Source organism: Leptolyngbya sp. NK1-12 (assembly GCF_032598965.1).
Classification (GTDB): Bacteria; Cyanobacteriota; Cyanobacteriia; order Elainellales; family Elainellaceae; genus Elainella.
Window position 1 is genome coordinate 5,714,818 of the sequence record NZ_CP053586.1, and the last position, 22,728, is coordinate 5,737,545.

Consider the following 22,728-nt stretch of genomic DNA (forward strand, 5'->3'; position numbering starts at 1 on the left):
GCCAAACCGTCTAAAACGCAAATACACAGATCTATCGGCACAGGTAAGGGCAAAGCATTTGCCAAACCGTCTGAAACGCAAATACACAGATCTATCAGCACAGGTAAGGGCAAAGCATTTGCCAAACCGTCTAAAACGCAAATACACAGATCTATCAGCACAGGTAAGGGCAAAGCATTTGCCAAACCGTCTAAAACGCAAATACACAGATCTATCAGCAAATGCTTTGCCCCTACCGAATCAACGCCCACCTTCCCCACCTTCCCCACCTTCCCCACCTCCCCCACCCATGCCCACTCCCCCCTACGAATACCGCGTTGGAGCTACCCTACCAGCGGATGCCCCCAGCTACGTAGTGCGTCAAGCAGACCGGGATCTGTATCAGGCACTGAAGGCCGGCGAGTTTTGCTATGTGCTGAACTCACGCCAGATGGGAAAATCAAGCCTGGAAGTGCGGACGCGCAAACGGTTAGAGGCCGAAGGCTATGCCTGTGCCCTGATCGACCTGACTCAAATTGGGGCGCAGCAGGTGAGTGCTGACCAGTGGTATGCGACGCTGGCCCATCATCTAGCGGTTAGTTTGGGGCTGGACTGCCATTTGGTCACCTGGTGGCAAGAACGCCGCATGTTGACGCCGCTGGCCCGCTTGGGCGAATTCATCGACACGGTGCTGCTGACCCAGATCGAGCAGCCGGTGCTGATTGTAATTGACGAAATTGACAGCGTCCTCAGTTTGGGCTTCCCTACAGATGATTTCTTTGCCTTTATCCGCGCCTGCTACAATCAGCGGCCCCAAAAGCCAGCCTACCGCCGTTTGACCTTTGTGCTGATTGGCGTGGCAACACCGTCCGATCTGATTGCCGACCGGGATCGCACGCCCTTTAACCTGGGGCGGGCCATCGAGCTACATGGCTTTCAGCTCAACGAGGTACAGCCCCTGAGTGATGGTCTAGAAGGAATCGCCGCGCAGCCGGAACAGGTGCTGGCCGAAATTTTGCGCTGGACTGGAGGACAACCGTTTCTGACCCAAAAGCTCTGTCGGCTTCTAGTCGATACCCAAGCCAAATCATCGGACCCGATTGCTGCCGGAACAGAAACCGCTGCAATTGAAACATTGGTGCAAACCTATGTGATCGATAACTGGGAGTCGCAGGATAACCCAGATCATCTCAAAACCATTTCTCGGCGAATTCGCGAAAAAGACAAACCATTTCTGGGCCGCTTACTGCGGCTCTATCAACAAATTTTGCGCCTAGGAGCAATTCCAGCCGATGAGAGCCGCGAACAAAGCGAACTGCGGCTATCTGGACTAGTGGTCAAGCAGGCAGGCCAGCTCACCGTCTATAATCCGATCTACCGCGCTGTGTTTAACGAACAGTGGGTGCAAGAGGCACTCGCCGATCTGCGGCCCTATGCCGAAGCCATACAGGCTTGGTATGCCTCTGGCTGCAGAGATGAGTCACGGTTGTTGCGGGGTAGGGCACTGCTAGATGCGCTGGCTTGGGCGGAGGATAAGGAATTGGGCGAACACGATCAGCGATTTCTCACCCATAGCCAAATGATGGCCGAACGCATGACGCGCGAAACAGCAGAGTTACTGTCGCAGCAGGCCAAAAGTGAAGTCGCCAAAATCCTCACCCGCTTCGCCCCCGAACTGACCCAAATCGCCCAAAATCCGGCGGGGTTGATGCAGGAAATTCAAGCCTGGGCTGGCTCCCAACCAGCGTTGACCGAACAGCTTTGTCAGCTTTTGATCTCAGAGTCAGAAGCGCGGATCCCGGCAGGCAGCGAGGCGGGCTGGGTCGAGCATTTGGTGCAAACGCGCCTAATTCAATACTGGGAAACCCAAGTCTCGGCTGAACCGCTGCGGCTGCTACGAGATACGCTGTTGAGCGACGAAAAATGTCTGGAGCTATTGCGTCTCTACCAAAAGATTTTGCGTCAAGAAGCGGTGATTGCTGACGATAGTGCTGAACTGCGAACGCTGATTAACCTGGGCCTGGTGGAAAATCAGGCGGGCGAGTTAAACGTGGCTAACCGCATCTATGCCAGTGTATTCCATCAGGAATGGGTCGAGCATGAGCTAGCGGCCCTGAAGGAACGTCCAGTGATTCGACAGCGATACGAAGTAATCAAAAAACTGGGAGAATCCGAGTTTATTCAAACCTTTCTGGTGAAAGACAGAGATCTACCCAGCCAGAATCAGTATGTGATTAAGCAGATTGATTTGATCTTACAGTCAGCAGAACGGTCGATAGAACCTCAAACAGAACTGTCCCAAAAACCATCAGCAGAACTCTATGAAATGTTGAGTGTCCGCTTCAAGCAGCTCGAAAAATTGAACGGTCACGGTCAAATTCCTAAACTGTTGGCCTCCTTTGAAGAAGATGGCAAGTTCTACATCGTTCAAGAATTTATCGAAGGCAGCAGTCTCAGCGACGAGATCCGCCCCAACCAGCCTTGGAGCGAAACGCAGGTGATTCACCTGCTAATGGATATTCTAGAAATTCTGGAATTTGTCCATCGCCAAAACCTGTCCCACCTCAACCTGCAACCCGCCAACCTGAAGCGCCGCCAGCAGGACGGCAAACTCGTGTTGATCGACTTTGGAATTCTGCAGGGGGTGCCCGAACTCGCTGATTTTTCTGGCCGTAGGACAGTACGCTTCGAGCAGCCTTTAGAACAGCGGTTAGGCCAGATCAGCCGTTTAGTGGGAGTACCCAGCTACTACCCGCCAGCCGGATTGGTCGATCGCACTGTCCTACAGCCAGAAAAATCGGAATTTAGCCGCGACCTCTATGCGGTTGGCATGATTGGAATTCAAGCCCTCACCGGCATTCAACCCAACTATCTCACCATCGACCGCAAGACTGGCGAAATTATTTGGCGCTTCACCATCTCCGATCAGCCGATGGTGCCCGTCAGTGAAGGTCTCGCCCGCATTCTGACCAAACTGGTGCGCCATGATCCGGATCAACGCTATCTCAGCGCCACGGAAGTACTCGACGATCTGCGCGCCCTGAATCAGCCCACCGCAACTCCCTCATCCTCAGCATGGTTAACCAATCGCCCGGTACTGTTCGGCAGTTTGGCCGCTGTGCTGGTGTTGCTGTTGGGTGGAATTTGGAGCTACTACCGCTCCGTACAAGCGCAGCAAATTGCCTCCTGCAATACAACGATTACCTCAGCCCAGTCGGATGTGCAGCTAGTCGTAGCGGCCAATCGCGTCTTAGAAGCCTGTAGTCAGGTAATTGCCCGTCAGCCCAACGATACTCAGGCATTGAAAAACCGAGGTCAAGCCCTGATGCTGTTATGGAAGCACGAATCTGCTGATGCAGCCAAAATTCTGAATCGAGCCGTAGAGGACTTTCAGACCGCGATCAAGATTCGCAGCAGCGATCCTCAAGCGTTCTTCTACCTAGGATTAACCCAGTTATTGCAAGATAATCCTACCTATTCCGAAACCTATCGCCAAGCCATCAACCTATATCTAGAACAGGATGCAGCAACGCTGTCGGCATCCGACTGGCCGATTCTAGCCGAACTACTCGCTTTTTTAATTAATCAAAACCCGCTCACCCAAACCGACTACGAACAGGCGAATGTCCTATTTGAAAAAGCCCAGACCATCAATCCTGCCTCGGTGAATTTAATTTACAACCACGGTTCTTTCAATGCCAGAGCCGGCAACTACCGGGACGCCATCCAGATCTTTAGCGATCAAGTGTTAGCGAAAGAGGCCCAAGCCCAGAACTATCGAGCTTGGCTCAGCCAAGCCTTTGCCGCCTTGCTTCTAGGCCGATCCGGCTTTCCTGACGCCCTCAACGCCTTCAAGCAAGCGCTAGAGCTAAAGCCCACCGATCCACTAGCACAGCGATACAGAGCCGAATTAGAAACTTGTCTGGCTAATCAACAGAATCAAACTACCTGTGCTCTAGACCGGTTCACCCCGGTCGATTTGGGCAATGCCTTTCCCACTGTCTTCCCGCTGACACCCCTCTACAACTGTGAGCAATATCCAGTGTTGGCACTCGTTGAACGCAACGATGCAAAACCGCTGTGTGAATAAATTGTTAGATTTTAGAGTTTGGAGTTTGGATTTTAGATTTGAATGATAAGTTTTGAATCTACAGCCCTGTGGGCATGGCTACGCTAAAGAGTCTGGCAGCCTGATAGCATGGTGGTTGCAATCAGTCATTTGTCGTGTCTTTTTTTTTGCTCCAATTACCGCTATTCAGTGGGTCCACCAAATTAAACGGTAGATGCAGTGCGAGCATCTAGCCTGCACCAGCGAGACCTTACACTGAGTGATTGCGCTCTAGACTATTTGACAAATGCCAGGCCCCTGGTCAATTCAAAATCTAAAATTCAAAATCAGTCTCCAACCATGTCTCAGCCTACTCCCCGCAAAATTCTGGAATCCCTTTTGCCCCACCTGCGAGTTGCTGCTGCCTACGCTCGCCAGATCCAGGCTCAGATTGTAGCCCATCCGGCTAAACAGGCCGATAACTTTTTCGCCGCTGCCCTTAGCGATGCCGATCTTTCGATTCAGACCTTTGTAGAAGTGGCGTTGCTAGGTCTGTTTCCGAATATTCGCTTCTACGGTGAGGAATACGAAAAGTCCTATAACACCAAATACTTTCGAGCAATTGATCTGGGACCCCAGGATGATTACCTAGTGACGTTGGACCCGATCGATGGCACCCAGTTTTATCTCGATGGCCACTCCAATTATCAAATTATTCTCACCGTGCTGAATCAGGATGATTACGAAGCGGTGCTTGCCATTACTCCCGCCCAATATACTTACTGTTATGCGCTGCGAGGCCAAGGCTGTTGGCAGGGTCACTTAGACGATCCGCTAGACGCCTGCCAGCCGTTGCAGATCTCCCAACCCGATCCGACCCTTTTCCTGGGCTGGGCAATGGGCCATTTGACGCCCTTCCTGTCAGACCGTTACAGGGTAATCGACATTGCCACCTCCTATTCCAACCAGGTGCAGGTTCCCTTGATTAATGGCATGTTAAGCGGTGAAGTCGCAGGAGCGGTGCTTAAAGCCGGACAGTGGATCGACAGTGCGGCTCTAGCCTTTATGGCCAAAGAAGCAGGTGGCCTGGTTACGACGCTGGAGGGTGAAGCTCTACCCCCGCTTTCCACCTGTCAAGACTATCGCCGCTCCGGACTGATCATCGCCGCATCCCCATCTGTCCATCAGGATCTGTTGGCAGCAGTGCAAGCAGCCAGCCAATAGTTATCAAGCCGCCAATAGTTATATCGGTCCTATTAGAACCCATTCCCCTTACTATTGAGAGTTCTCATGTCGGTACGGGAATTTTAGTGTAGGTCAGTGGCAGTTCCCAAGTTAGAGCTAACGGTATGAGCCGAACTCGCAAGCTAAAGTTGAGGTAAGTGGTGTTCAATCGGAAAAAATGGAACGGTAAGGTTAAACACCGCAGGCCGGTATCCCTGCGAGCCATTCTTTTGATACCATTTGTTTTGCAAATTGCTGGAGCGGTGGCGCTGACTGGATACTTATCGCTTCGTAACGGGCAACAATCCGTCAACCAGGTAGCTAGCAGGCTGAGGAACGAATATAGTAACCGGATCAATCAACATCTAGAGAGCTATCTGGTATCGGCTCGGCATCTCAGCCAAATGAATGGTACTGCAATGGAATTGGGACTGCTCAATCCCAAAGACTTAGATGGGTTAGGGCATTTGTTTTGGCGGCAGATGCAAATTTATGATGCTGGCTACATCAATTTTGTGGCTGACGATGATTTTGTAGCAGCTGGTCGTTTCTATCCAAATAGTCCTATCACAATCGATCTAATGTCTCCTCGAAAGTACGGGACTAAAGATGTCTACAGTTACACCACCGATCAGGTAGGCAATCGACTGCGGTCTCAGACAGTAGTGCAGAATTATGACTTCAAGCGAGAACGCTGGTATCAAGCGACTGTTAAAGCGGGTAAGCCAACCTGGACACTGTTTCAATGGGAAGTTGAGCCTTACTATCTTTCCCTGGCTGCCAGCTATCCGGTGTATGATGCCAAGCGCAACCTCGTGGGAATTAGTTGGACCGAGCAACGCCTGTGGGAAATTAGCCAATTTTTGCAACGGCTGAATGTTAGCTCAACGGGTGGAACCTTCATCATTGAGCGCAATGGCCTACTAATTGCCAGTTCAACCAGAGATGAACCCTTTGCGATGGTGAATGGCAGACCCAAACGCTTAAGCGCCAGCGAGAGTCAAGATCAACTGATTCGTTCAACAGTCAACTATTTGCAGCAACATTTTGCTGGGCTAGACCAGATTCAAAAAGCAGAACAGGTCGATTTTCAGAGCAACGGTGAACGACAGTTTGTGCAGGTGACGCCCTGGCAAGATGTGTGGGGCATAGACTGGTTGATTGTTGTGGTGATGCCTGAGTCAGACTTCATGGGCCAAATCAATGCCTACACACGCACGACGATTTTGCTGTGTCTTGGAGCCTTGGCGCTGGCAACCTTACTGGGACTATATACCTCCCGGTGGATTGCCAAACCGCTGCTGCAATTAAACCAGGTATCTAAAGCAATTGCTGCCGGACAGCTTGATCAGTCGGTGAATGAGTCGAACCGAGTTGGAGAAATTGGCGAACTGGCAAAATCCTTCAATCAAATGGCTCAGCAACTGCGGGCCTCATTTGGAGCACTAGAGCAAGCGAATCGCGAGTTGGAACAGGCCAATGAAGAGTTGGAAACTCGTGTACATGCCAGAACCGAAGAATTGTTCAGTGCCCTGCAAGACCTGAGACGCACTCAAGCTCAATTGGTGCAAACTGAAAAAATGTCGAGTTTAGGACAAATGATTGCCGGTATTGCCCATGAGATTAATAATCCGGTGAATTTTATTCACGGTAACCTCAACCATGCCCGCGACTATATTCGGGATTTGTTGGCAGCCGTACAGCTTTATCAGAAGCACTATCCCTCACCCGATGCAGAGATTGTGCAGCATTCGGAAGACGTAGATTTAGACTTTTTGACAGGAGACCTGCCAAAGTTACTAGATTCAATGCAAGAAGGCACGCGGCGGATTCGGGAGATTGTTTTGAGCCTGCGCAATTTTTCTCGGCTAGATGAAGCAGAAAAGAAGCATGCTGACATCCATGAAGGCATTGACAGCACGCTGCTAATCTTAGAGCATCGGTTGAAACCGAAATTGGATCGGCCCGGTATCGAGGTGATTAAACAATATGGTCAACTGCCGTTAGTTGAGTGTTATCCAGGTCCCCTCAATCAAGTATTCATGAATATTTTTGCCAACGCCATCGATGCACTTGAACCCTGTTTGCAGTTCACCAGTTCAGTTTCTCGGCCAGCTACGCTCACAATCACAACCTCTACTGTTCAAGATCAGGTGTGGATCTGTATTGCAGACAACGGTATGGGGATGACCGAAGCGACTCGGTCAAAACTCTTCGATCCCTTTTTTACCACTAAACCCGTAGGTCAGGGCACCGGCTTGGGGTTATCGATCAGCTACCAAATTGTGACTGAACAACACCACGGTTCCTTGAGCTGTACCTCGGCCCCCGGCGAAGGGACCGAATTTGTGATCGCAATTCCGATTCGGCAGCTCCCTAACCTCAACTAGCATCTAGCTGCAAACTCTGCGACCAGTTCCAATGAAAGTGCCGGATGCCCTGCTCTAATGGATCGGCGAACTGGAGCACACCATAGGCTTGGGAGCGCACACTCGCCTGAAGTAAATGAACCGCCGCAAAGTCCTCTTGCAGCACCTGATCAAAATGCAGCCGGAACTGATCCGCACAATAGGGAAATAGCTCGCTCTGGGCTGGTGTCTGGTAAATCAAGACTTCAAAGCGGGTTCGTTCAGCCGCCAAAGGCGTGACTCGAAAAATCGAAACGTTGTCGTTGGCTGTATTCACCATCCAGTTGGGAAACACAAAGCCTTGGTAAGAATAGGAATCGGTGGCTCCCGCAAACGAAGGATGGGTCTCGCTATCGGATCGATATCCCACCTGAATTTGATAGTGGCGTCCATCGGGGCTGGTATGAATCTGCTTTGGATCGAAACACTTAAGGCTGCGAGCATGTACCGTAGACAGGTGATAAGACTCCAGGTAATTCTCGACAAAAAATTTCCAGTTGACCGAGTGCTCATACTCCCAGTGATCGACTTGCCGCAACTCTTCCCAAGCGTGGGGATACTGACGCAGATAATCCCCAAATCCGGCTAAATACTCCTGTAGGGATTCCTGTAAAAAACGGCGATCAGCAGCCAGGTGAACAAACACAAAGCCACCCCAGGTTTCGACCTGTACTGGAGCTAGGGCTACGGTGGAACGATCTAAGTTGGGAAAACAATCGGCTTGTGGCAGTGCTTGCAGAGCACCATCGTAACCAAAGCTCCAGCTATGATAGCGACAGCGAATTTGTTGGCAATGTCCGTGTCCGTCAAGCAGCCGAGCGCCCCGGTGTGGGCAGACATTATGCATCGCCTTGATTGCCCCGGTCTGGGAGCGAATTAGTAAAATCGGCTGGGTGCCTACTGTGCAGGTCAAATAATCGCCAGCGTTAGCCAGGTCCGCCTCGCGGCCAACAAGCTGCCAGGAGCCGTGCCATAGGGTTTCGTACTCGCGCTCCAGAATTTGCTCAGAGAAGTAGCAGTAGCCCGGTAACCCTTGGGATGAGGCAGCTGTGATATGCGGTAATTTGCAATCTGTTTGGGAAAGCATGATTGAACTGTCCAATAACTTTTTAAGCCAGCGTTGAGTTAAGCCAGCGTTGGGTAGATATGAGAGCAAAAGTGCGGGCATCTTGCCCGCCAACGAAACGCTGTTACTGTAGTATCTACAATTAAGTATCTACAATTAAGTACCTACAATTAGGTATCTACGCTTAAACAGCTGCATTAACGCTATTTTGAACTTGCTCCTGAACATGCATTGGTTGGCTAGCTTGGGCATAATTGAGTAGCATTGCTTCCACGAGTAAGTTATGCCACCAGGCATCCACAATGGTCATCACAGCACGAAAGCCCTGCTGAAATTGGTGAAAATCGTTTGGAGTTAGGTAGGCTGCAATGGCGGTTTGCAGTTGCTTTTCGTGGGCTGGCTCCCACTCGTTGAGGTGCATCTCAAAAAAGTAGTGCAGGGGTTTGGGCAGTGCCCCTTCCATGAGAAATTCAATCAGGCGTTTAACTAATTGCAGTTCGGCAATTGAGGTAGCTTCAACTGCATACATCGCCCCCAAGCTGTAAGCAACTGGCTGATCGAACACCAACTGCAGCGCTTTCAGCAGAACCAGAGTAGCTTCAGAAGGAGATGCATTCAGGACAGGCACGTTTAATCCCATCTCCAGCCCTTGGGCTAGCAGGTCTGCATGGGAAATGTTTTGAGTTTGGCTACCTAGTTCCTCGGCAATGTTTTCGCTCAGTACTTCTGACACCGCTGTCCAACCCGCCGCTAACGCTTTGTTCCTTGCTTGATCAATCATCCCAATCAGCTCTTTGGGAAAGATGGAGTACTGCTGCACGATGAAGGTCAATTGAGGTACGGTCAGATGGGCGGTCAACAGCATGACTGGATTTTTCTGCGAATTGACGGCTGCGTAATCCTGCAACATTGAGCAATTCAGCGATTCAATCAGCCTATCGAATGATTGGATGGTCATATCTTTTATCAGCACAAGTAAATACAAGATTTCACGAGTGGGTGAAAACCACAGAGCGGGCTATTCCTCATCAGGGAATTTCTGGAGCTTTTAATCAAGCTTAATGAAACTTAGATTTTCTAAGTAATACTACGTAAAACTCTAAAAGAATTTAAGTCCATTTGGAAACCATTGACAATCGTAAGATTGCGTAGACGCTGCGCCATCCAGCTTCTAAAATTTCCCTAGGTTTACTATTGTGCTGGGATCTAAAAACGGTGTATCATATCAGGCCTGCACTGGCAGCAATTCTCCAGCTGTTGATTAGCGCTTCAAAAGCAGGGGAAATGGTCTATTTGGCAGAGCAGCACTGAAAAACGCAACAGATGATTGCTTGCGCTACATGTTCAGGCATCTGCAAACAAAAGCTGCAAACAAAAGCTGTGGCATAGCCATGCCAACAGGGTTAGTCAGTATAAAAACCTGCTGTTTTGTAAAGCATCGATTAGTTTGTGAAGCATCGATTAGCAAGTTTTTAGGAGGGCGGTAATTCCAGGGCAATTGCTCCCAATATGCCTTTACGAAAATCATTCAAGATCTGGCGAGCCGTGCGTTCTGAATCGCCTTGATATTTCTGTTCGGCCAAAACGGCAATATAGCTTTCGCCGGTTAGATCCGTTGGATCGAGTCCATACCGTTGCTCGAGGGTTGCCAACACTTCCACCCCAGTCAGACGCGGAGCCACCCGTTTGAGCAGGTCTACAAAGGCGGCTGCGACTCGTTGGGTGTCGTAGGCTGCTTCACCAATGTCATCACAGATCGCCAGCTTAAGGGCCGCAGTTTGATCGGTGAGTTTAGAGGGCAACACCCCAGGGGCGTCGAGTAATTCGATTTGATCCGAGATGCGGACCCAGCGCAGTTGCCGCGTTACACCCGGACGGCGAGCACTCTCTACAACCCGACGGTTCAGCAGCCGGTTGATCAGGGCTGACTTGCCCACATTGGGAAACCCGATCACCACCGCTCGAACTGGACGCGGTAACATGCCCCGATCCCTTCGTCGTTGATTGATTTGCTCACCAATGGCCTGAACCGCTTTAGCCACTGCAGGCACTCCCTGTCCTTGGTTGGAGTTAGTAAAATACGGCTCTTCTCCCTGCTCGCGAAACCAATGAATCCAGGCTTGGTGGACTGCAGTTGGAATCATGTCTACGCGGTTTAGGACCAACACCCGGCCTTTGTTACCAATCCACTGAGACACCTGAGGATGCTGAGTCGCTAGCGGAATGCGGGCGTCTCGTACCTCTAGGACTACATCCACTTTTTTGAGCTGCTCAGCTAACTGCCGCTCGGCTTTGGCGATGTGACCGGGATACCACTGGATCGGAGGAGAAGTCATGGGCAACAGAAGCAGGAACTTCTCCCCTATCTTAGGATAGATAGCGCCAGCTAAACGGATGCGGTAAGCTGCGAATCAGCCGGCACTCGACTCTGGGCGCGGACATATTCGATCGCTCGTAGGGTCGCTTCTGGTGTGGCCGGAGCCGCCAGCGGCACGTAATTGACCTGTCCAAAGGCAGCAACTGCCGCTCGAATTGCTTCTCGAACTGACATAGCCAGCATCAGCGGTGGTTCACCAACAGCTTTACTGCCATAGATCACACCATCTTGAGCGGCTCGTTCTAGTAGATGCACTTCAAAGTGTTCTGGAATTTCGCTAATGGTGGGAATTTTGTAGGTGCTAGGTGCATCGCTGCGAAAACGTCCCTGCTCATCCCAAACCAGTTCCTCCATCGTTAACCAACCCATTCCCTGGACAAATCCACCTTCGATCTGGCCCCGATCCACTAGAGAATTGATCGATTCACCTACATCATGCACAATATCTACCTGACGCAGCTTGAAGGTGCCTGTAAAGCCATCGACTTCTACCTCACTAACGGCAGTGCCATAGGCGTAGTAGTAGAAGGGCTTGCCGGTGTTGGTGTTGGCGTCCCAGAAGATTTCGGGCGTGCGGTAATAGCCGGTAGCCGATAGGCTGATCCGTTCATTGTAGGCCTGCTGCACCACATCGGTGAAAGCGACTCGTTGGGATGGATCGGTGGCGCAAAAGATCCAGTCGTCGGCAAAGATGAGTGCTGTGGGGGCGAGGTTCAACAGGTTTGCCGCGACTGATGCCAAGCGGGACTTGATGGTTTCGCACGCGTCTTTGACAGCCTGCCCGTTCAGGTCGGAACCACTAGAAGCTGCCGTTGCCGAGGTGTTGGGCACCTTATCGGTGCTGGTAGGCATCATCCGAAACCGCTCAATCTTGACACCCAGGGTTGTAGCGGCTACCTGCAGCATTTTGGTATGCAGCCCTTGCCCCATTTCGGTACCGCCATGATTGAGCTGGATGCTGCCGTCGGTATAGACCAGAATCAACGCTCCAGCCTGGTTGTATTGCACCTTATTGAAGGAAATACCGAATTTGACTGGCGTGATTGCAATGCCGCGTTTTTTGTAGGGGTTCGCTTGATTGAATTGGGCAACGGCTGCCTGGCGTTCGGCAAAATTTGCTTTAGTTTTGGCCTCGGTCCAAACCCGAGCGATGCGATTATCGAAAATTTCCTGGCGGTAATGGGTAGTGTTGGTTTCACCTGTACCGTGATAAAAGTTGCGCTCTCGAATCACCTCAGGTGGTATCTCTAGCGTTCTAGCGATGCGATCGACAATATCTTCAATCACAATCATGCCCTGGGGGCCGCCAAAGCCGCGAAATGCTGTATTAGACGCTTTGTTCGTTTTGACAATCCGTCCCCGCACTTCCAGGTTGGGAATGTAGTAGGCGTTATCAACATGCAGCATGGCTCGCAGCAACACTGGCGGTGATAAATCCAGACTCCAGCCGCCGTCGCAGTAGAGGTCCAGGGCCAAGGCGGTCATTTGACCATCTGCGGTGAAGCCAACCTGATACTGGCCAAGAAAGCCATGCCGCTTGCCGGTAAGGATCATGTCGTGCTGGCGCTTCAGCTTGATCCGCACCGGACGCCCGGTTTTGTGAGCCGCAATGGCTGCCACGGCTGCAAACGGATTCGCCTGGGATTCTTTGCCGCCAAAACCACCGCCCATGCGTAGACAGGTAACGACGACCTGATTATTGGGAACGCCCAGCACTCGCGCTACAATCGTCTGGGTTTCGCTGGGATGCTGGGTTGAGGCATAGACTTGGTAGTGCCCTTCGCCGTCAGGAATCACCCAGCTCGTTTGAGTTTCTAGGTAAAAATGGTCTTGGCCGTTCATCTCGACAGTGCCGGTGAGGGTGTGTTCGGCCTGAGCAAGGGCTAATCCTGGTTCACCGCGCCGAATTACCTGCGGTTGGGTATGAAACGACTCGGCCTGAACTGCCGCCTGGATCGACAAGATTGGCTCGATTGGTTCGTATTTCACCACTACCTTGGCGGCGGCTTCCCGCGCGGCCTGTTCTGTTTCACCCACCACCCAAACTACGGCCTGTCCCCAATAGCTAATTTCAGTCGGAAACAGCGGTTCATCCTGGACAATCACGCCTGTATCGTTCTGTCCGGGCACATCGGCGGCTGACAGTACCGTGACGCAGCCTGGCATTTGATGGGCTGCCGTCCAGTCAATTTCCAGAATGCGAGCCTTGGCATGGGGAGCCAGGACCGGATAAACCGACAGCATTCCGTGAGGTGGCCGTTGTTCATCGGTGTAAACTGCTTTGCCAGTCACATGACCTACGGCACTCTCATGGCTTCTCCGCTTTCCTACTCCGCTCATGCGTTCTAGCCTCCCAATCCAGTGATAGTTTTGATTTAGTTTTGATTTAATAATGAACAGCTTGGTTGATACGTTGATTTTCGTTGATCTCGACAAAGAATTTTTCCAGCAGATTGCCAATCAGCATCCGACGATAGTCTGCCGTGCCCCTCAAGTCGGTCAAGGGGGTGAATGCAGCTTGCAATGAGGGTTTGACTTGTTGGATCGTGGGCCAACTCCAGGGCTGCCCAATCAGCATTTGCTCAACCTGAACCGCCCGGACCGGAGTAGCGGCCACACCGCCATAGGCTAAGCGAGCATGCACAATCTGGTCGGCAGCATCAAGATCAACGGTAAAGGCAGCTGCCACAATACTGATATCATCGGTGCCGCGTTTGCCGACTTTGTAGGACTGGCTGAAGCGTCGCGTCGCGCTGGGCGTAATCTGTGTGGGAATGTGAACCGCCCGAATCAGCTCACTGGACTGCAAATCGGTTTGCCGGTACCCTTTGAAGAAATTCGCCAAGGGCATAACCCGATGGCCTTGAGCCGATACCAACTCCACTTCTGCATCAAGCGCTAGCAGCACCGGAGGTAGATCTCCAATCGGAGATGCCGTACCAATGTTGCCGCCGATGGTGGCGCGATTACGCACCTGTCGAGCCGCAAACCAATGCAGCATCTCATCCAGGCTGGGGAATACGCCGTGCAGGTTCGCCTCGATCTGACTGAGGGGAACGGCGGCTCCAATCTCCACTCCAGCTTCGGTGCGGCGAATTTGCTTCAGGTCTGAAACAGCCTCCAGAGAAATCAACACCGGAAAGGCACGGCGATGGTGGCTCATCTCTAGTCCTAGATCGGTTGCTCCGGCGACTAAAGTGGCTTCAGGATGCTGTTGCAGCAGGGCAAGGACATGGTTCAACTCGGTTGGACGATAGAACTGCTGCTGATCGGTGCTGTAACTAATCGATCTGAGGTCTGCTGTGACTGCTGTTAACCGTTGACGGAACGGATCAGATTCTGAGTCGAATAGATCAACTGACTCGTAATCTAAAGTATTTAGAACTCCATTCTCAGTTTTATTTAAGAACTCATTGGCGGTTGTATAAGTTACTATCTTTTCAGAATCATTAATTGAGCTATTGGTTGAGCCATTTGCAGCCTCATTCGCGGCTCCATTTGCAACCCCGCTCGCTGAGCTGATAGCCAACTGGGCAGCGCGTCGAATTGGCAAATACCCCGTACAGCGACACAGATTGCCTTCGACTGCCGCATCATCTAGTTTGCCATCATAGTAAGCTGCAAACATGCTCATGATAAATCCAGGGGTACAGTAGCCACACTGAGAGCCACCCGTTTTCACCATCGCCGCCTGTACTGGATGCAGTCTATCCTTGGCTAATCCCTCGACTGTAACCACTTCCCTTCCGGCAACTGCACCTAGGGGAATTAAGCAACTATTCACCGCCTGATAGCAGGGGTTGCCATTCGCGTCTTCCCCAATAATCGCCACCGTGCAAGCTCCACAATCTCCATCGCCGCATCCTTCTTTTGTGCCAGTGCGTCCGCTCTGCTGCAGATATTGCAATAACGTCAGGCTGGGTGAGATATTTTGCAGCTGAACCACTTCTCCGTTGATGGTCAGCCTGAGTTGGGTGTTGGGTGTTTCGGGTGAATGGGTCATTTGATTGCCTCTCAACTGCCTCGGTAGGTGCTGTAGGACCAGGGAGAAACCAATAGCGGCACATGGTAATGGGCATCAGTGTCGGCCACACCAAACCGGATCGGAATCCGATCGAGGAAGAGGGGCTGGGGCAGCTCATTGTGCTGCTTAAAATAGTCGCCGGTATGAAAGACTAGCTCGTAGATCTGCGGCTGCAGTGCTCCATCGGCTAGCAGAGGAGCATCGGTGCGGCCATCGGGGTTGGTTCGCACGGTTTTGATCAGGGTCTTTTGATCCGTCGCAGCATCCACTGACCAAAGTTCAATTGTCAGGCCAGCCGCGGGAAGCCCACGGGCCGTATCAAGGACATGAGTAGTGAGTTTACCTGGCATCATTAAAACCAAAAAAAGGAACAAACTAAAAACAAATAAGTTTTGTAATCGGGCATAGCGCATTGTAATCAGAAGAAGGTATTCGGGAGCGTTACTAAGGAGAGCAGTAAATGGTGAATAGTGTTTCGGTGAGGGGCTTCGACGCGAGCGCACTGCCCCCATGGGGCCAGAAAAATCAGCTGAGGGGTGAGGGGTAGGGGGTGAGGGGTGAGGGGTGAGGGGTAGGGGGTGAGGGGTAGGGTGTTGACTATAAAGCGCTCGGGTTAGTAAACAGTTTATTGAAGACATGCGGCCCAATCTACTACAACCTTCACCTAAAACTTGTCAGGATAGGTGCATTATCTGATACAGAATTATTTCTAATCTCAAGGAACAGATAGAGTTCGGCCAGTGCTTCTGCTCAGGAACCTAGAAAAATCCTACTTGCTCCAATTCCCTACGGCTGAGAAACTCAACCTTCTTTAAAGGACTAGAGGTGGAAAGAGTAAACTATTCTCTCCACCCTGCTCTCCTATTTCAGCGGTCCTGCCAAAATCGTTTTACAGATGGCATTGGTGACAGCGGAAGGCGGTTCGGTGCGCAACTGGTCGTACCACTGTTGAGTCACGGCTGGGTCTTTGCCGTGGATTTGGTCAGTGCGTTTGCGTGCCTTGAGCACAACGGCACTGGTGCGCTCCATCCGTTCGGCCTCGTAGCGCCGCAAGGCATCTTCTACTCCCAGATCGGTAGACAGCAGGTAGTTGGCCAACACAAAGGCATCCTCTAACGCCTGACAGCCTCCCTGTCCCAGATCAGGTGTGGTGGTGTGAGCCGCATCCCCCAATAGCGCTACCCGACCGCGAACAAACCGTTCCAGGGGTCCGACATCATGAATTTCGATCCGGTTGGTTTGATTCGGATCAAGCCGCTGAATCAGGTGCTGCACCGGCTTAGCCCAGCCTTTGAAGTACTCCATCAGTTCAGCTCGGATCCCATCTGGATGGATTGGTGTCCCCTTTGCCAGCGGTACATCAAAGAAGAAGTAGAAGCGATTGTCGCTCACTGGCATCATAGCGGCGCGCTTGTGTTCACCAACATAAATCACCCAAGTGTTGGGCGGAGCTAGGTCGGCACTCGCGGGCACCAACCCATTCCAGTTGACATAACCGGCGTAGCGCGGCTCCACCTCTCGCTCTAGCACATAGCTGCGCAACACCGAACGAATTCCGTCCGCAGCAATCAGCAGATCGCCAGTAGCGCGATGTCCATCAGCAAAAATGGCGGTTACGCTTTGGCCATCCTGCTCAACGCCAACGCAACGCGAATTCAGCCGAATTTTACCGGGAAAGGCTTCTAGCAGAAAGCGCTGTAAATCGCGCCGAGCGACGGGATAGGGACGTTGACCGACGGTTTCAATCAGCGGGTACAGATCAATGTGATTCAGCAATTCGCCGGTGCAGTAGCGGTATTGCATCTGATCCATCTGACCGCCACATTTCGAAATTTGATCACCCAGCCCCAAACGGTTGAGAACCTTAACCCCATTGGACCAGAGGGAGATGCCTGCCCCCGCCGGACGCAATTCCCCGACCCGATCGTAAATCTCGACTTGATATCCGGCCTGAGCCAGCGCAATGCCTGCGGTCAAACCGCCAATGCCCGAACCAACGATGACAACCTTCAAGTTGTGCATACTGTTTTCCTCATGCGTTTTGGTGCTGAATCAATTGGGTGCTGAATTGCTCGTTGCGGGGCAGGTACGTTAACTAGTTGTTAAATTTCAACTGTTTTTAAACTTTAACCATTCTCGGACTCGATAACGCTTCAGACATAACAACACCCTAGATACTGTATGGCGGACGCTCTGTATACAGAATACAAAGCCAGTCAAAATCAATTTTGTAGTCTGCTATACAAATAGATTATGCTCTCAACCACCGATGTAATTGATTGCTGACATGAATTGCTGCTATCACTAGCGGTCAACGCTGCATTGATCGATTTTTCGGCAGGATACAGCGCGGCCTTGCTGGCTATATTATTTAGCCAAGCTTGGATAAATAATTAGGAAAGGGTAGAGTATCGATTGGATGACCAGCCATAACACCGACTTTCACGCCTGGACTCAAGAGCAGGCAAAATTGCTTCGGACAGGGCAGTTTCACAAGCTGGATCTGGAGAATTTAGCTGAGGAAATTGAATCATTGGGCAGGCAGGAACGGCGCGAACTGCGGAATCGACTATCGGTTCTAGTCGGGCATTTGTTGAAGTGGCAGTTTCAGCCCACAGGACAAGGCGCAAGCTGGCGGGCAACGATTAAGGCGCAACGTCGAGAAATCAACCGATTAATCCAGGAAAATCCTAGCCTGAAACCCTACCTAACCGAAGCTGTGGCAGATTCCTATGACGAGGCCTTAGCACTGGCAATTCGAGAGACCGGGTTAGAGCAATTTCCGGAGCTATGTCCTTATTCGGTTGCACAAATCACAGACGAAGAATTTTTGCCTTGAGGAAGACGTTCAGCTAGCCAAATCACTCCTCATCAGGCACATACTCCAAACAATCTCCTGGCTGCACGCCGTAAACCTTGCAAATCGTATCTAAAACAGATTCTGACAAGTAGACTGTTGGATCCCGATAAACTCTGTAAGCTGTGGGTTGTGAAAATCCAGTCCGCTTCCAAAATTTATAGTTGGTGTTATCTCCTTTAGAAGCGGCGACAGCTTTGACCTTGTTACGGATGGCCATTCCATATAAACCAGACACAGCAATAGCACGTAGACTACCGTTGCTCAGAACTTCGGTAAATAGACTCATTTTTCGATAGTTTTGAAAATTGATACTGTTAAAATATGATACTATCGGAAGGTAATTTGCTGATTCATTGGTTTATGGACGCCATCCATCAAGTCATTCGCTCAAACTATGCGCTACTGGCGGACGCGATTCAGGCTGAGCTAATGTTTTTGTCAACCTTGTCAGAGCTGATCGAAGACCCAACCTTCCGCGAGTCCATAGCCGAAGTAATCTACAGCCTTGGTGAACTGTCGGACACAATTGATTTACAGCGGCGCTATTTGAGGTCGCGTTAGGGACGATTATTCCGCCAAAGCTTGAAGAATTGCGGCAATTTCGCTCCAGTAGATACGCTTGAACGGCTCATTTTCACCCAGATTGTACTGCTCGACCAAGCCCCGACTGCGCACTGAGATAGCGTCTCTTTCTTTGATCACTACCGTGGCATCCTCTGGCACCACCCGACTGAGCGTCAATTCAATATCGGTCGGATCATCGAGGATCAAGATATCGCTGTGGTCGTAGAACAGCCCTTCCTGCTCAAATACTGATTCGCGGTACTCGGCAATCAGCAAGTCAAGCTTGGGATTGCGCAACAGACTCTGGACTCTGGTGTTGTAGGAACCAGACAGATTTTTTTCGGAGCGATTAATGAAAACCGCATCGCGGCAGATGGCTCCAATCACCCAATTGGGGTGTTGCAGCAAAATCTGATCGATTAGCTCTTGCAGTTCGTCTACAGGCAAATAGTTGAACGTGATGATGGGAATACGAGCATCATCTCCGGCTTCAAAAAAGGTATGCAGGATCGGCAGCGTGACATCGACGCATTGACCAACCGCAGGCTTGAGGTGCATGTAAACCCCTGGAGCCGCGTTAATTTCCACAATCCCAAACTGACCTTCACGCCATGAGCGACTGATATCGGGCGTCAGCACATCGATTCCCAAACAAACGAGCTGAAAATGCTGGGCGATATCCTGAGCCAACACAATATTGTCAGGATGGATCAAGGGCGTAGCATCAATGCCCATGCCGCCAGAGGAAAGGTTGGCTACCTTGCGCAGAAAAACTTTGCGATCGGCTTCCAAGACGCTATCTAGCGACAGCCCTTGCTCGGATAGGTAGCGTTCCATTGCCGCATCAGAGATAATTTTGCCCATCGGGGAAGTGGGGGTGTCGCGTCGTTCGGGGCGGCGATTTTCCCGCGCGATCAGTTCATCGATCGTTGAGACGCCATCTCCGATCACCGAGGCCGGACGCCGTTCCATCGCCGCAACAAACTTGCCGTTGACACAGAGCAGGCGATAGTCGGATCCAGCAATGCTCTGCTCCACAATCACCGCAATCGGCTGATTTTCCAGGTGGGCATCTACGGCCCGGTCAAAAGCGAATTCTAGCTCCTGCTCATCCCTCACCTCTGCCGTGACGCCAATTCCCTTGTGGCCCACCACCGGCTTCACCGCCACCGGATACCCAACTCGCCGCGCCGCTATCAGAGCTTCATCCACCGTAGTGACGATATCACCCTTGGGCACCGGAAACCCCAGCGTTGCCAGAAACGCCTTACAGTCGTCCTTGCGAGTCGTGAAGTCCGAATCGAGGTGGCTATCGCGATCAAACGTGGTAGCAATGCCCCGCACCAGTTTTTTGCCATAGCCGTATTGCATCAAACCCTCATCCGCCAGGTAAAAGGCCGGAATCCCAAGCCGATGGGCAGACCGGAGCAAGGCATAAATGGTCGGTCCACCATACACCGACCGCCGAAACCGGCGCTGCAGTCGTTCGATCTGATCATCCAACCCATAGGGCAGGTCTTGTGTAATCGACTCTAGCCAGTCCCAAACCGCATAGGCGACGCTGTAGCTGGTAGACTCGTGAATCGCTTCAATGGCGATGCGGGTGGATTTATTTCCTGGGGTGAGGCTGTAGTGTTCGAAATGCAAATCCATATCCAGCTTGCCGACCTCGATTAGCGTGCGGCCAAACAGGTCAGCGTAGGAGTCGCATGTCACAGATGCGAGCTGGGGATAGCGTTTCCCAATCCCGATCAGGTAGTCTTCGATGGGCAGGGGGTCTTCATAACCCGTCAGGGCAAAATCAAAAACTAAGGCACCATACTCCAGATAGGGGTTGGGTCCGGCATAGAATTTGAAATTGTAGAGATCAAAGACATCCGTTCTTCTAGCATTTACCGGATTGGGGTTCAGCGGCTGATCTAAAACCATAGGCCCACAAGTAACGTACAGACTCCGCTTTGATCCTATCGGTAGAATTGCAAAATTCACTGTGCATTTAGATGCATTGTTGCGTTCCATAAACAAAAACAGCAGCAAAACCGCTGCCAATCCAGGTTTTTTCTGCGCTATGATTTGAAAGGTCAAAATTCCTGGGTTTTGATGGAGTGGCTATTGTTAGCCCTTAAGTCTTAAAATTGGAAGACTGTGGGTTAGTTTGGCGATTTCGATAACATCTTCTCTTGACTAACCCACAAGGTTTTTAGTTTTCTTTTGTAGTTTTCACAGGAGCACCATTTTCAGGCATGATCAAACTGCGATTGAAGCGGTTCGGCAAAAAATTTGAGGCCAGCTATCGGATTGTGGCGATGAATAACGATTCTCGTCGAGATGGTCGCCCGCTAGAAGAGTTGGGGTTCTATAATCCCAGAACTGACGAAGTGAAACTGAATACGGAAGCCATCGTTAAGCGGCTAGAGCAAGGTGCCCAGCCCACCGATACAGTACGTCGTCTGCTGGAAAAGGCAGATATTCTCAAGCCAAAAGCTCGCGCCTAGTAGCCCCAATCGCCCATCAATCATCCGCCCACAGGGTTGGTTAGATCACTCCACTACAAACAGTGCCTGATTTGAACGTCTCCTTGTCCTCCCAACCATCTACAACAGCCCCAGACTACGAAGGATTGGTTCGCTTCCTCGTGCAGCCTTTCCTTGACTCACCAGATTCTCTGCGGATTGACTGCGAAATATCTCCCCGCACGATGCGAGTCCTAGTTCGGTTAGCGATTGAAGGGGAGGACAAGGGACGGGTATTTGGGCGAGGTGGGCGCAATATTCAAGCGGTGCGTACCGTTCTGCAAGCCGTGGCTCAAGCGGCTGGTCATTCGGCTCATCTAGAAGTGTTTGGCAGTCAGGCGAGTGGCCCTACCCCACGCGAGCATGGCAGTGACGATAGACCGCTGCGTTCCCGCTCTCCCCGCCGCCCTTCTAGAAGAAGCTAAACCTTAAAAAGTTTTGAGTTTTGAGTTTTAAGTTTTGAATTCGATCCCGTTCGATTTTCTTAAGTTGGTAAGACCAAATCTTTTTAAGCCTGTCTTAATGAGGCTGACATTCAAAATTTAAAACTCGGAACTTATCAGAACTTAAACAGTGGGCTACAGACAGTAGGCTACGCACCAAATTTGAACTGCTAATCGAAACGAATTACTGACATTCCAACTCAAAACTCAAAACTCAAAACTCAAAACTTTCCCTATTTTGGGATGCATGGTCACAACATCCACGATTGAATTACCAACTCCCGAGAGCGCCATTGCGTTGGCCGGATTTCAGGAAGAAAACCTGAAGGTACTGGCGCAGCAAACTGGAGCCAGTTTTGTGCTGCGCGGCCAATCGCTGCATATCTCCGGTTTAGAAAAGCAGGTGGCCTTGAGTACGGAACTGGTGCGTTCGCTCGAACCCTACTGGAGCCAGGGTAAACAGGTTACCAGTGTAGATATCCTAACTGCTCGTCATGCTCTGAATACGGATCGCCAGGATGAGCTGCAAGCGCTTCAGCAAAATGTGCTGGCCCGCACCCGTCGAGGGGAAGAAATCCGGGCGAAAACCTTTCGGCAGCGCCAGTATGTACAGGCAATTCAGACCCACGACCTGATCTTCTGTACCGGACCAGCTGGAACAGGAAAAACCTTTTTGGCGGCAGTGGTGGCAGTTCAAGCGCTGTTGGCGAACCAATATGAGCGACTGATCTTAACGCGCCCTGCAGTAGAAGCAGGAGAAAAGCTGGGCTTCTTGCCAGGAGATTTGCAGCAAAAGGTCAACCCCTATCTGCGTCCGCTCTACGATGCCCTCTATGAAATGCTCGATCCGGAGAAAATTCCTAGCTTGATGGAGCGGGGCGTGATTGAGGTAGCTCCCTTGGCCTATATGCGGGGCCGCACGCTGAACAATGCCTTTGTGATCTTAGACGAAGCCCAAAATACCACTCCGGCCCAAATGAAAATGGTGCTGACGCGGCTGGGATTCCGTTCCCGCATGGTTGTGACGGGCGACACCACCCAAACTGACTTACCCAACTATCAGCAATCTGGTCTATCGATGGCTCAGAAGATTCTGCACAACGTCGAAGGCATTGCCTTTTGCCAGCTCACGAAAGCCGATGTGGTGCGCCACCCGCTAGTGCAGCGGATTGTTGCTGCCTATGAAGAGCACGAGAAAGCAGGGGAAAGTTGAGTTCTGTCT

At 51.2% G+C, this 22,728-nt stretch carries 17 protein-coding genes; 8 read left to right on the top strand and 9 right to left on the bottom strand.

Annotated features, from left to right (window positions below; genetic code table 11):
- Positions 1 to 289: 289 nt before the first annotated feature.
- The 3 genes from HJG54_RS24390 (at position 290) to HJG54_RS24400 (ending at position 7,641) form a co-directional block, all read left to right on the top strand.
- Complete coding sequence (locus HJG54_RS24390) at positions 290 to 4,069, top strand: AAA-like domain-containing protein (protein ID WP_316431821.1); 3,780 nt, start codon at positions 290 to 292, stop codon at positions 4,067 to 4,069.
- Between the two features lie 318 nt (positions 4,070 to 4,387).
- Positions 4,388 to 5,251, top strand: a complete 864-nt coding sequence (locus tag HJG54_RS24395) for an inositol monophosphatase family protein (protein WP_316431822.1) — start codon at positions 4,388 to 4,390, stop codon at positions 5,249 to 5,251.
- Positions 5,252 to 5,412: 161 nt separating this feature from the next.
- On the top strand, positions 5,413 to 7,641 hold the full coding sequence (locus HJG54_RS24400; RefSeq protein ID WP_316431823.1) for a sensor histidine kinase: 2,229 nt from the start codon (positions 5,413 to 5,415) through the stop codon (positions 7,639 to 7,641).
- Here the strand turns inward: HJG54_RS24400 and HJG54_RS24405 are convergent.
- The 7 genes from HJG54_RS24405 to hpxO all read right to left on the bottom strand — a co-directional run bounded on the left by HJG54_RS24405 (position 7,634) and on the right by hpxO (position 17,148).
- Positions 7,634 to 8,746: an aromatic ring-hydroxylating oxygenase subunit alpha gene (locus HJG54_RS24405; protein WP_316431824.1), complete on the bottom strand. Its 1,113-nt coding sequence runs from the start codon at positions 8,744 to 8,746 to the stop codon at positions 7,634 to 7,636. The two genes, HJG54_RS24400 and HJG54_RS24405, sit on opposite strands and share 8 nt — an antisense overlap.
- Positions 8,747 to 8,909: 163 nt before the next feature.
- On the bottom strand, positions 8,910 to 9,683 hold the full coding sequence (locus HJG54_RS24410; protein WP_316431825.1) for a DUF3865 domain-containing protein: 774 nt from the start codon (positions 9,681 to 9,683) through the stop codon (positions 8,910 to 8,912).
- A 514-nt stretch (positions 9,684 to 10,197) separates the two neighbouring features.
- Positions 10,198 to 11,061, bottom strand: a complete 864-nt coding sequence (gene ylqF, locus HJG54_RS24415; protein ID WP_316431826.1) for a ribosome biogenesis GTPase YlqF — start codon at positions 11,059 to 11,061, stop codon at positions 10,198 to 10,200.
- A gap of 50 nt (positions 11,062 to 11,111) precedes the next feature.
- Entirely contained in the window at positions 11,112 to 13,442 is a 2,331-nt protein-coding gene (xdhB, locus tag HJG54_RS24420) for a xanthine dehydrogenase molybdopterin binding subunit (protein WP_316431827.1), read from the bottom strand.
- Positions 13,443 to 13,488: 46 nt separating this feature from the next.
- The gene (gene xdhA / locus HJG54_RS24425; protein ID WP_316431828.1) at positions 13,489 to 15,105 is read right to left on the bottom strand and encodes a xanthine dehydrogenase small subunit; all 1,617 of its coding nucleotides are present in this window, start codon (positions 15,103 to 15,105) and stop codon (positions 13,489 to 13,491) included.
- An 11-nt stretch (positions 15,106 to 15,116) separates the two neighbouring features.
- Positions 15,117 to 15,479 carry a hydroxyisourate hydrolase gene (gene uraH / locus HJG54_RS24430; RefSeq protein ID WP_316431829.1) on the bottom strand — a complete coding sequence of 121 codons (363 nt, stop codon included), beginning with the start codon at positions 15,477 to 15,479 and terminating at the stop codon, positions 15,117 to 15,119.
- A 508-nt stretch (positions 15,480 to 15,987) separates the two neighbouring features.
- The gene (hpxO, locus tag HJG54_RS24435) at positions 15,988 to 17,148 is read right to left on the bottom strand and encodes an FAD-dependent urate hydroxylase HpxO (RefSeq protein WP_316431830.1); all 1,161 of its coding nucleotides are present in this window, start codon (positions 17,146 to 17,148) and stop codon (positions 15,988 to 15,990) included.
- Positions 17,149 to 17,545: 397 nt separating this feature from the next.
- Between hpxO and HJG54_RS24440 the strand changes: the two genes are divergently transcribed.
- On the top strand, positions 17,546 to 17,965 hold the full coding sequence (locus HJG54_RS24440; RefSeq protein WP_316431831.1) for a DUF29 domain-containing protein: 420 nt from the start codon (positions 17,546 to 17,548) through the stop codon (positions 17,963 to 17,965).
- Positions 17,966 to 17,987: 22 nt separating this feature from the next.
- Here the strand turns inward: HJG54_RS24440 and HJG54_RS24445 are convergent, their stop codons facing one another.
- Positions 17,988 to 18,272 carry a helix-turn-helix domain-containing protein gene (locus tag HJG54_RS24445; protein ID WP_316431832.1) on the bottom strand — a complete coding sequence of 95 codons (285 nt, stop codon included), beginning with the start codon at positions 18,270 to 18,272 and terminating at the stop codon, positions 17,988 to 17,990.
- Between the two features lie 35 nt (positions 18,273 to 18,307).
- On the opposite strand from HJG54_RS24445, the gene HJG54_RS24450 reads away from it, so the two are divergent.
- Positions 18,308 to 18,547 carry a hypothetical protein gene (locus HJG54_RS24450; protein WP_316431833.1) on the top strand — a complete coding sequence of 80 codons (240 nt, stop codon included), beginning with the start codon at positions 18,308 to 18,310 and terminating at the stop codon, positions 18,545 to 18,547.
- A 6-nt stretch (positions 18,548 to 18,553) separates the two neighbouring features.
- Here the strand turns inward: HJG54_RS24450 and HJG54_RS24455 are convergent, their stop codons facing one another.
- A complete protein-coding gene (locus HJG54_RS24455; protein ID WP_316431834.1) occupies positions 18,554 to 20,479 on the bottom strand; it encodes a cyanophycin synthetase in 1,926 nt (641 codons plus the stop codon).
- A 314-nt stretch (positions 20,480 to 20,793) separates the two neighbouring features.
- Here HJG54_RS24455 and rpsP point away from each other — a divergent pair, with 314 nt between their 5' ends.
- The 3 genes from rpsP (at position 20,794) to HJG54_RS24470 (ending at position 22,719) form a co-directional block, all read left to right on the top strand.
- Entirely contained in the window at positions 20,794 to 21,045 is a 252-nt protein-coding gene (gene rpsP / locus HJG54_RS24460) for a 30S ribosomal protein S16 (protein WP_035999665.1), read from the top strand.
- Between the two features lie 83 nt (positions 21,046 to 21,128).
- Positions 21,129 to 21,488 carry a KH domain-containing protein gene (locus HJG54_RS24465; protein ID WP_316431835.1) on the top strand — a complete coding sequence of 120 codons (360 nt, stop codon included), beginning with the start codon at positions 21,129 to 21,131 and terminating at the stop codon, positions 21,486 to 21,488.
- Between the two features lie 265 nt (positions 21,489 to 21,753).
- A complete protein-coding gene (locus HJG54_RS24470) occupies positions 21,754 to 22,719 on the top strand; it encodes a PhoH family protein (RefSeq protein WP_316431836.1) in 966 nt (321 codons plus the stop codon).
- Positions 22,720 to 22,728: the final 9 nt, after the last annotated feature.

Bases quoted from the DNA above. Each gene is read 5' to 3' on its own strand.
- HJG54_RS24390 (WP_316431821.1), top strand. From the start codon at position 290: ATGCCCACTCCCCCCTACGAATACCGCGTTGGAGCTACCCTACCAGCG.
- HJG54_RS24395 (WP_316431822.1), top strand. From the start codon at position 4,388: ATGTCTCAGCCTACTCCCCGCAAAATTCTGGAATCCCTTTTGCCCCAC.
- HJG54_RS24405 (WP_316431824.1), bottom strand. From the start codon at position 8,746: ATGCTTTCCCAAACAGATTGCAAATTACCGCATATCACAGCTGCCTCA.
- HJG54_RS24410 (WP_316431825.1), bottom strand. From the start codon at position 9,683: ATGACCATCCAATCATTCGATAGGCTGATTGAATCGCTGAATTGCTCA.
- ylqF (WP_316431826.1), bottom strand. From the start codon at position 11,061: ATGACTTCTCCTCCGATCCAGTGGTATCCCGGTCACATCGCCAAAGCC.
- xdhB (WP_316431827.1), bottom strand. From the start codon at position 13,442: ATGAGCGGAGTAGGAAAGCGGAGAAGCCATGAGAGTGCCGTAGGTCAT.
- xdhA (WP_316431828.1), bottom strand. From the start codon at position 15,105: ATGACCCATTCACCCGAAACACCCAACACCCAACTCAGGCTGACCATC.
- uraH (WP_316431829.1), bottom strand. From the start codon at position 15,479: ATGATGCCAGGTAAACTCACTACTCATGTCCTTGATACGGCCCGTGGG.
- hpxO (WP_316431830.1), bottom strand. From the start codon at position 17,148: ATGCACAACTTGAAGGTTGTCATCGTTGGTTCGGGCATTGGCGGTTTG.
- HJG54_RS24440 (WP_316431831.1), top strand. From the start codon at position 17,546: ATGACCAGCCATAACACCGACTTTCACGCCTGGACTCAAGAGCAGGCA.
- HJG54_RS24445 (WP_316431832.1), bottom strand. From the start codon at position 18,272: ATGAGTCTATTTACCGAAGTTCTGAGCAACGGTAGTCTACGTGCTATT.
- HJG54_RS24450 (WP_316431833.1), top strand. From the start codon at position 18,308: ATGATACTATCGGAAGGTAATTTGCTGATTCATTGGTTTATGGACGCC.
- HJG54_RS24455 (WP_316431834.1), bottom strand. From the start codon at position 20,479: ATGGTTTTAGATCAGCCGCTGAACCCCAATCCGGTAAATGCTAGAAGA.
- rpsP (WP_035999665.1), top strand. From the start codon at position 20,794: ATGATCAAACTGCGATTGAAGCGGTTCGGCAAAAAATTTGAGGCCAGC.
- HJG54_RS24470 (WP_316431836.1), top strand. From the start codon at position 21,754: ATGGTCACAACATCCACGATTGAATTACCAACTCCCGAGAGCGCCATT.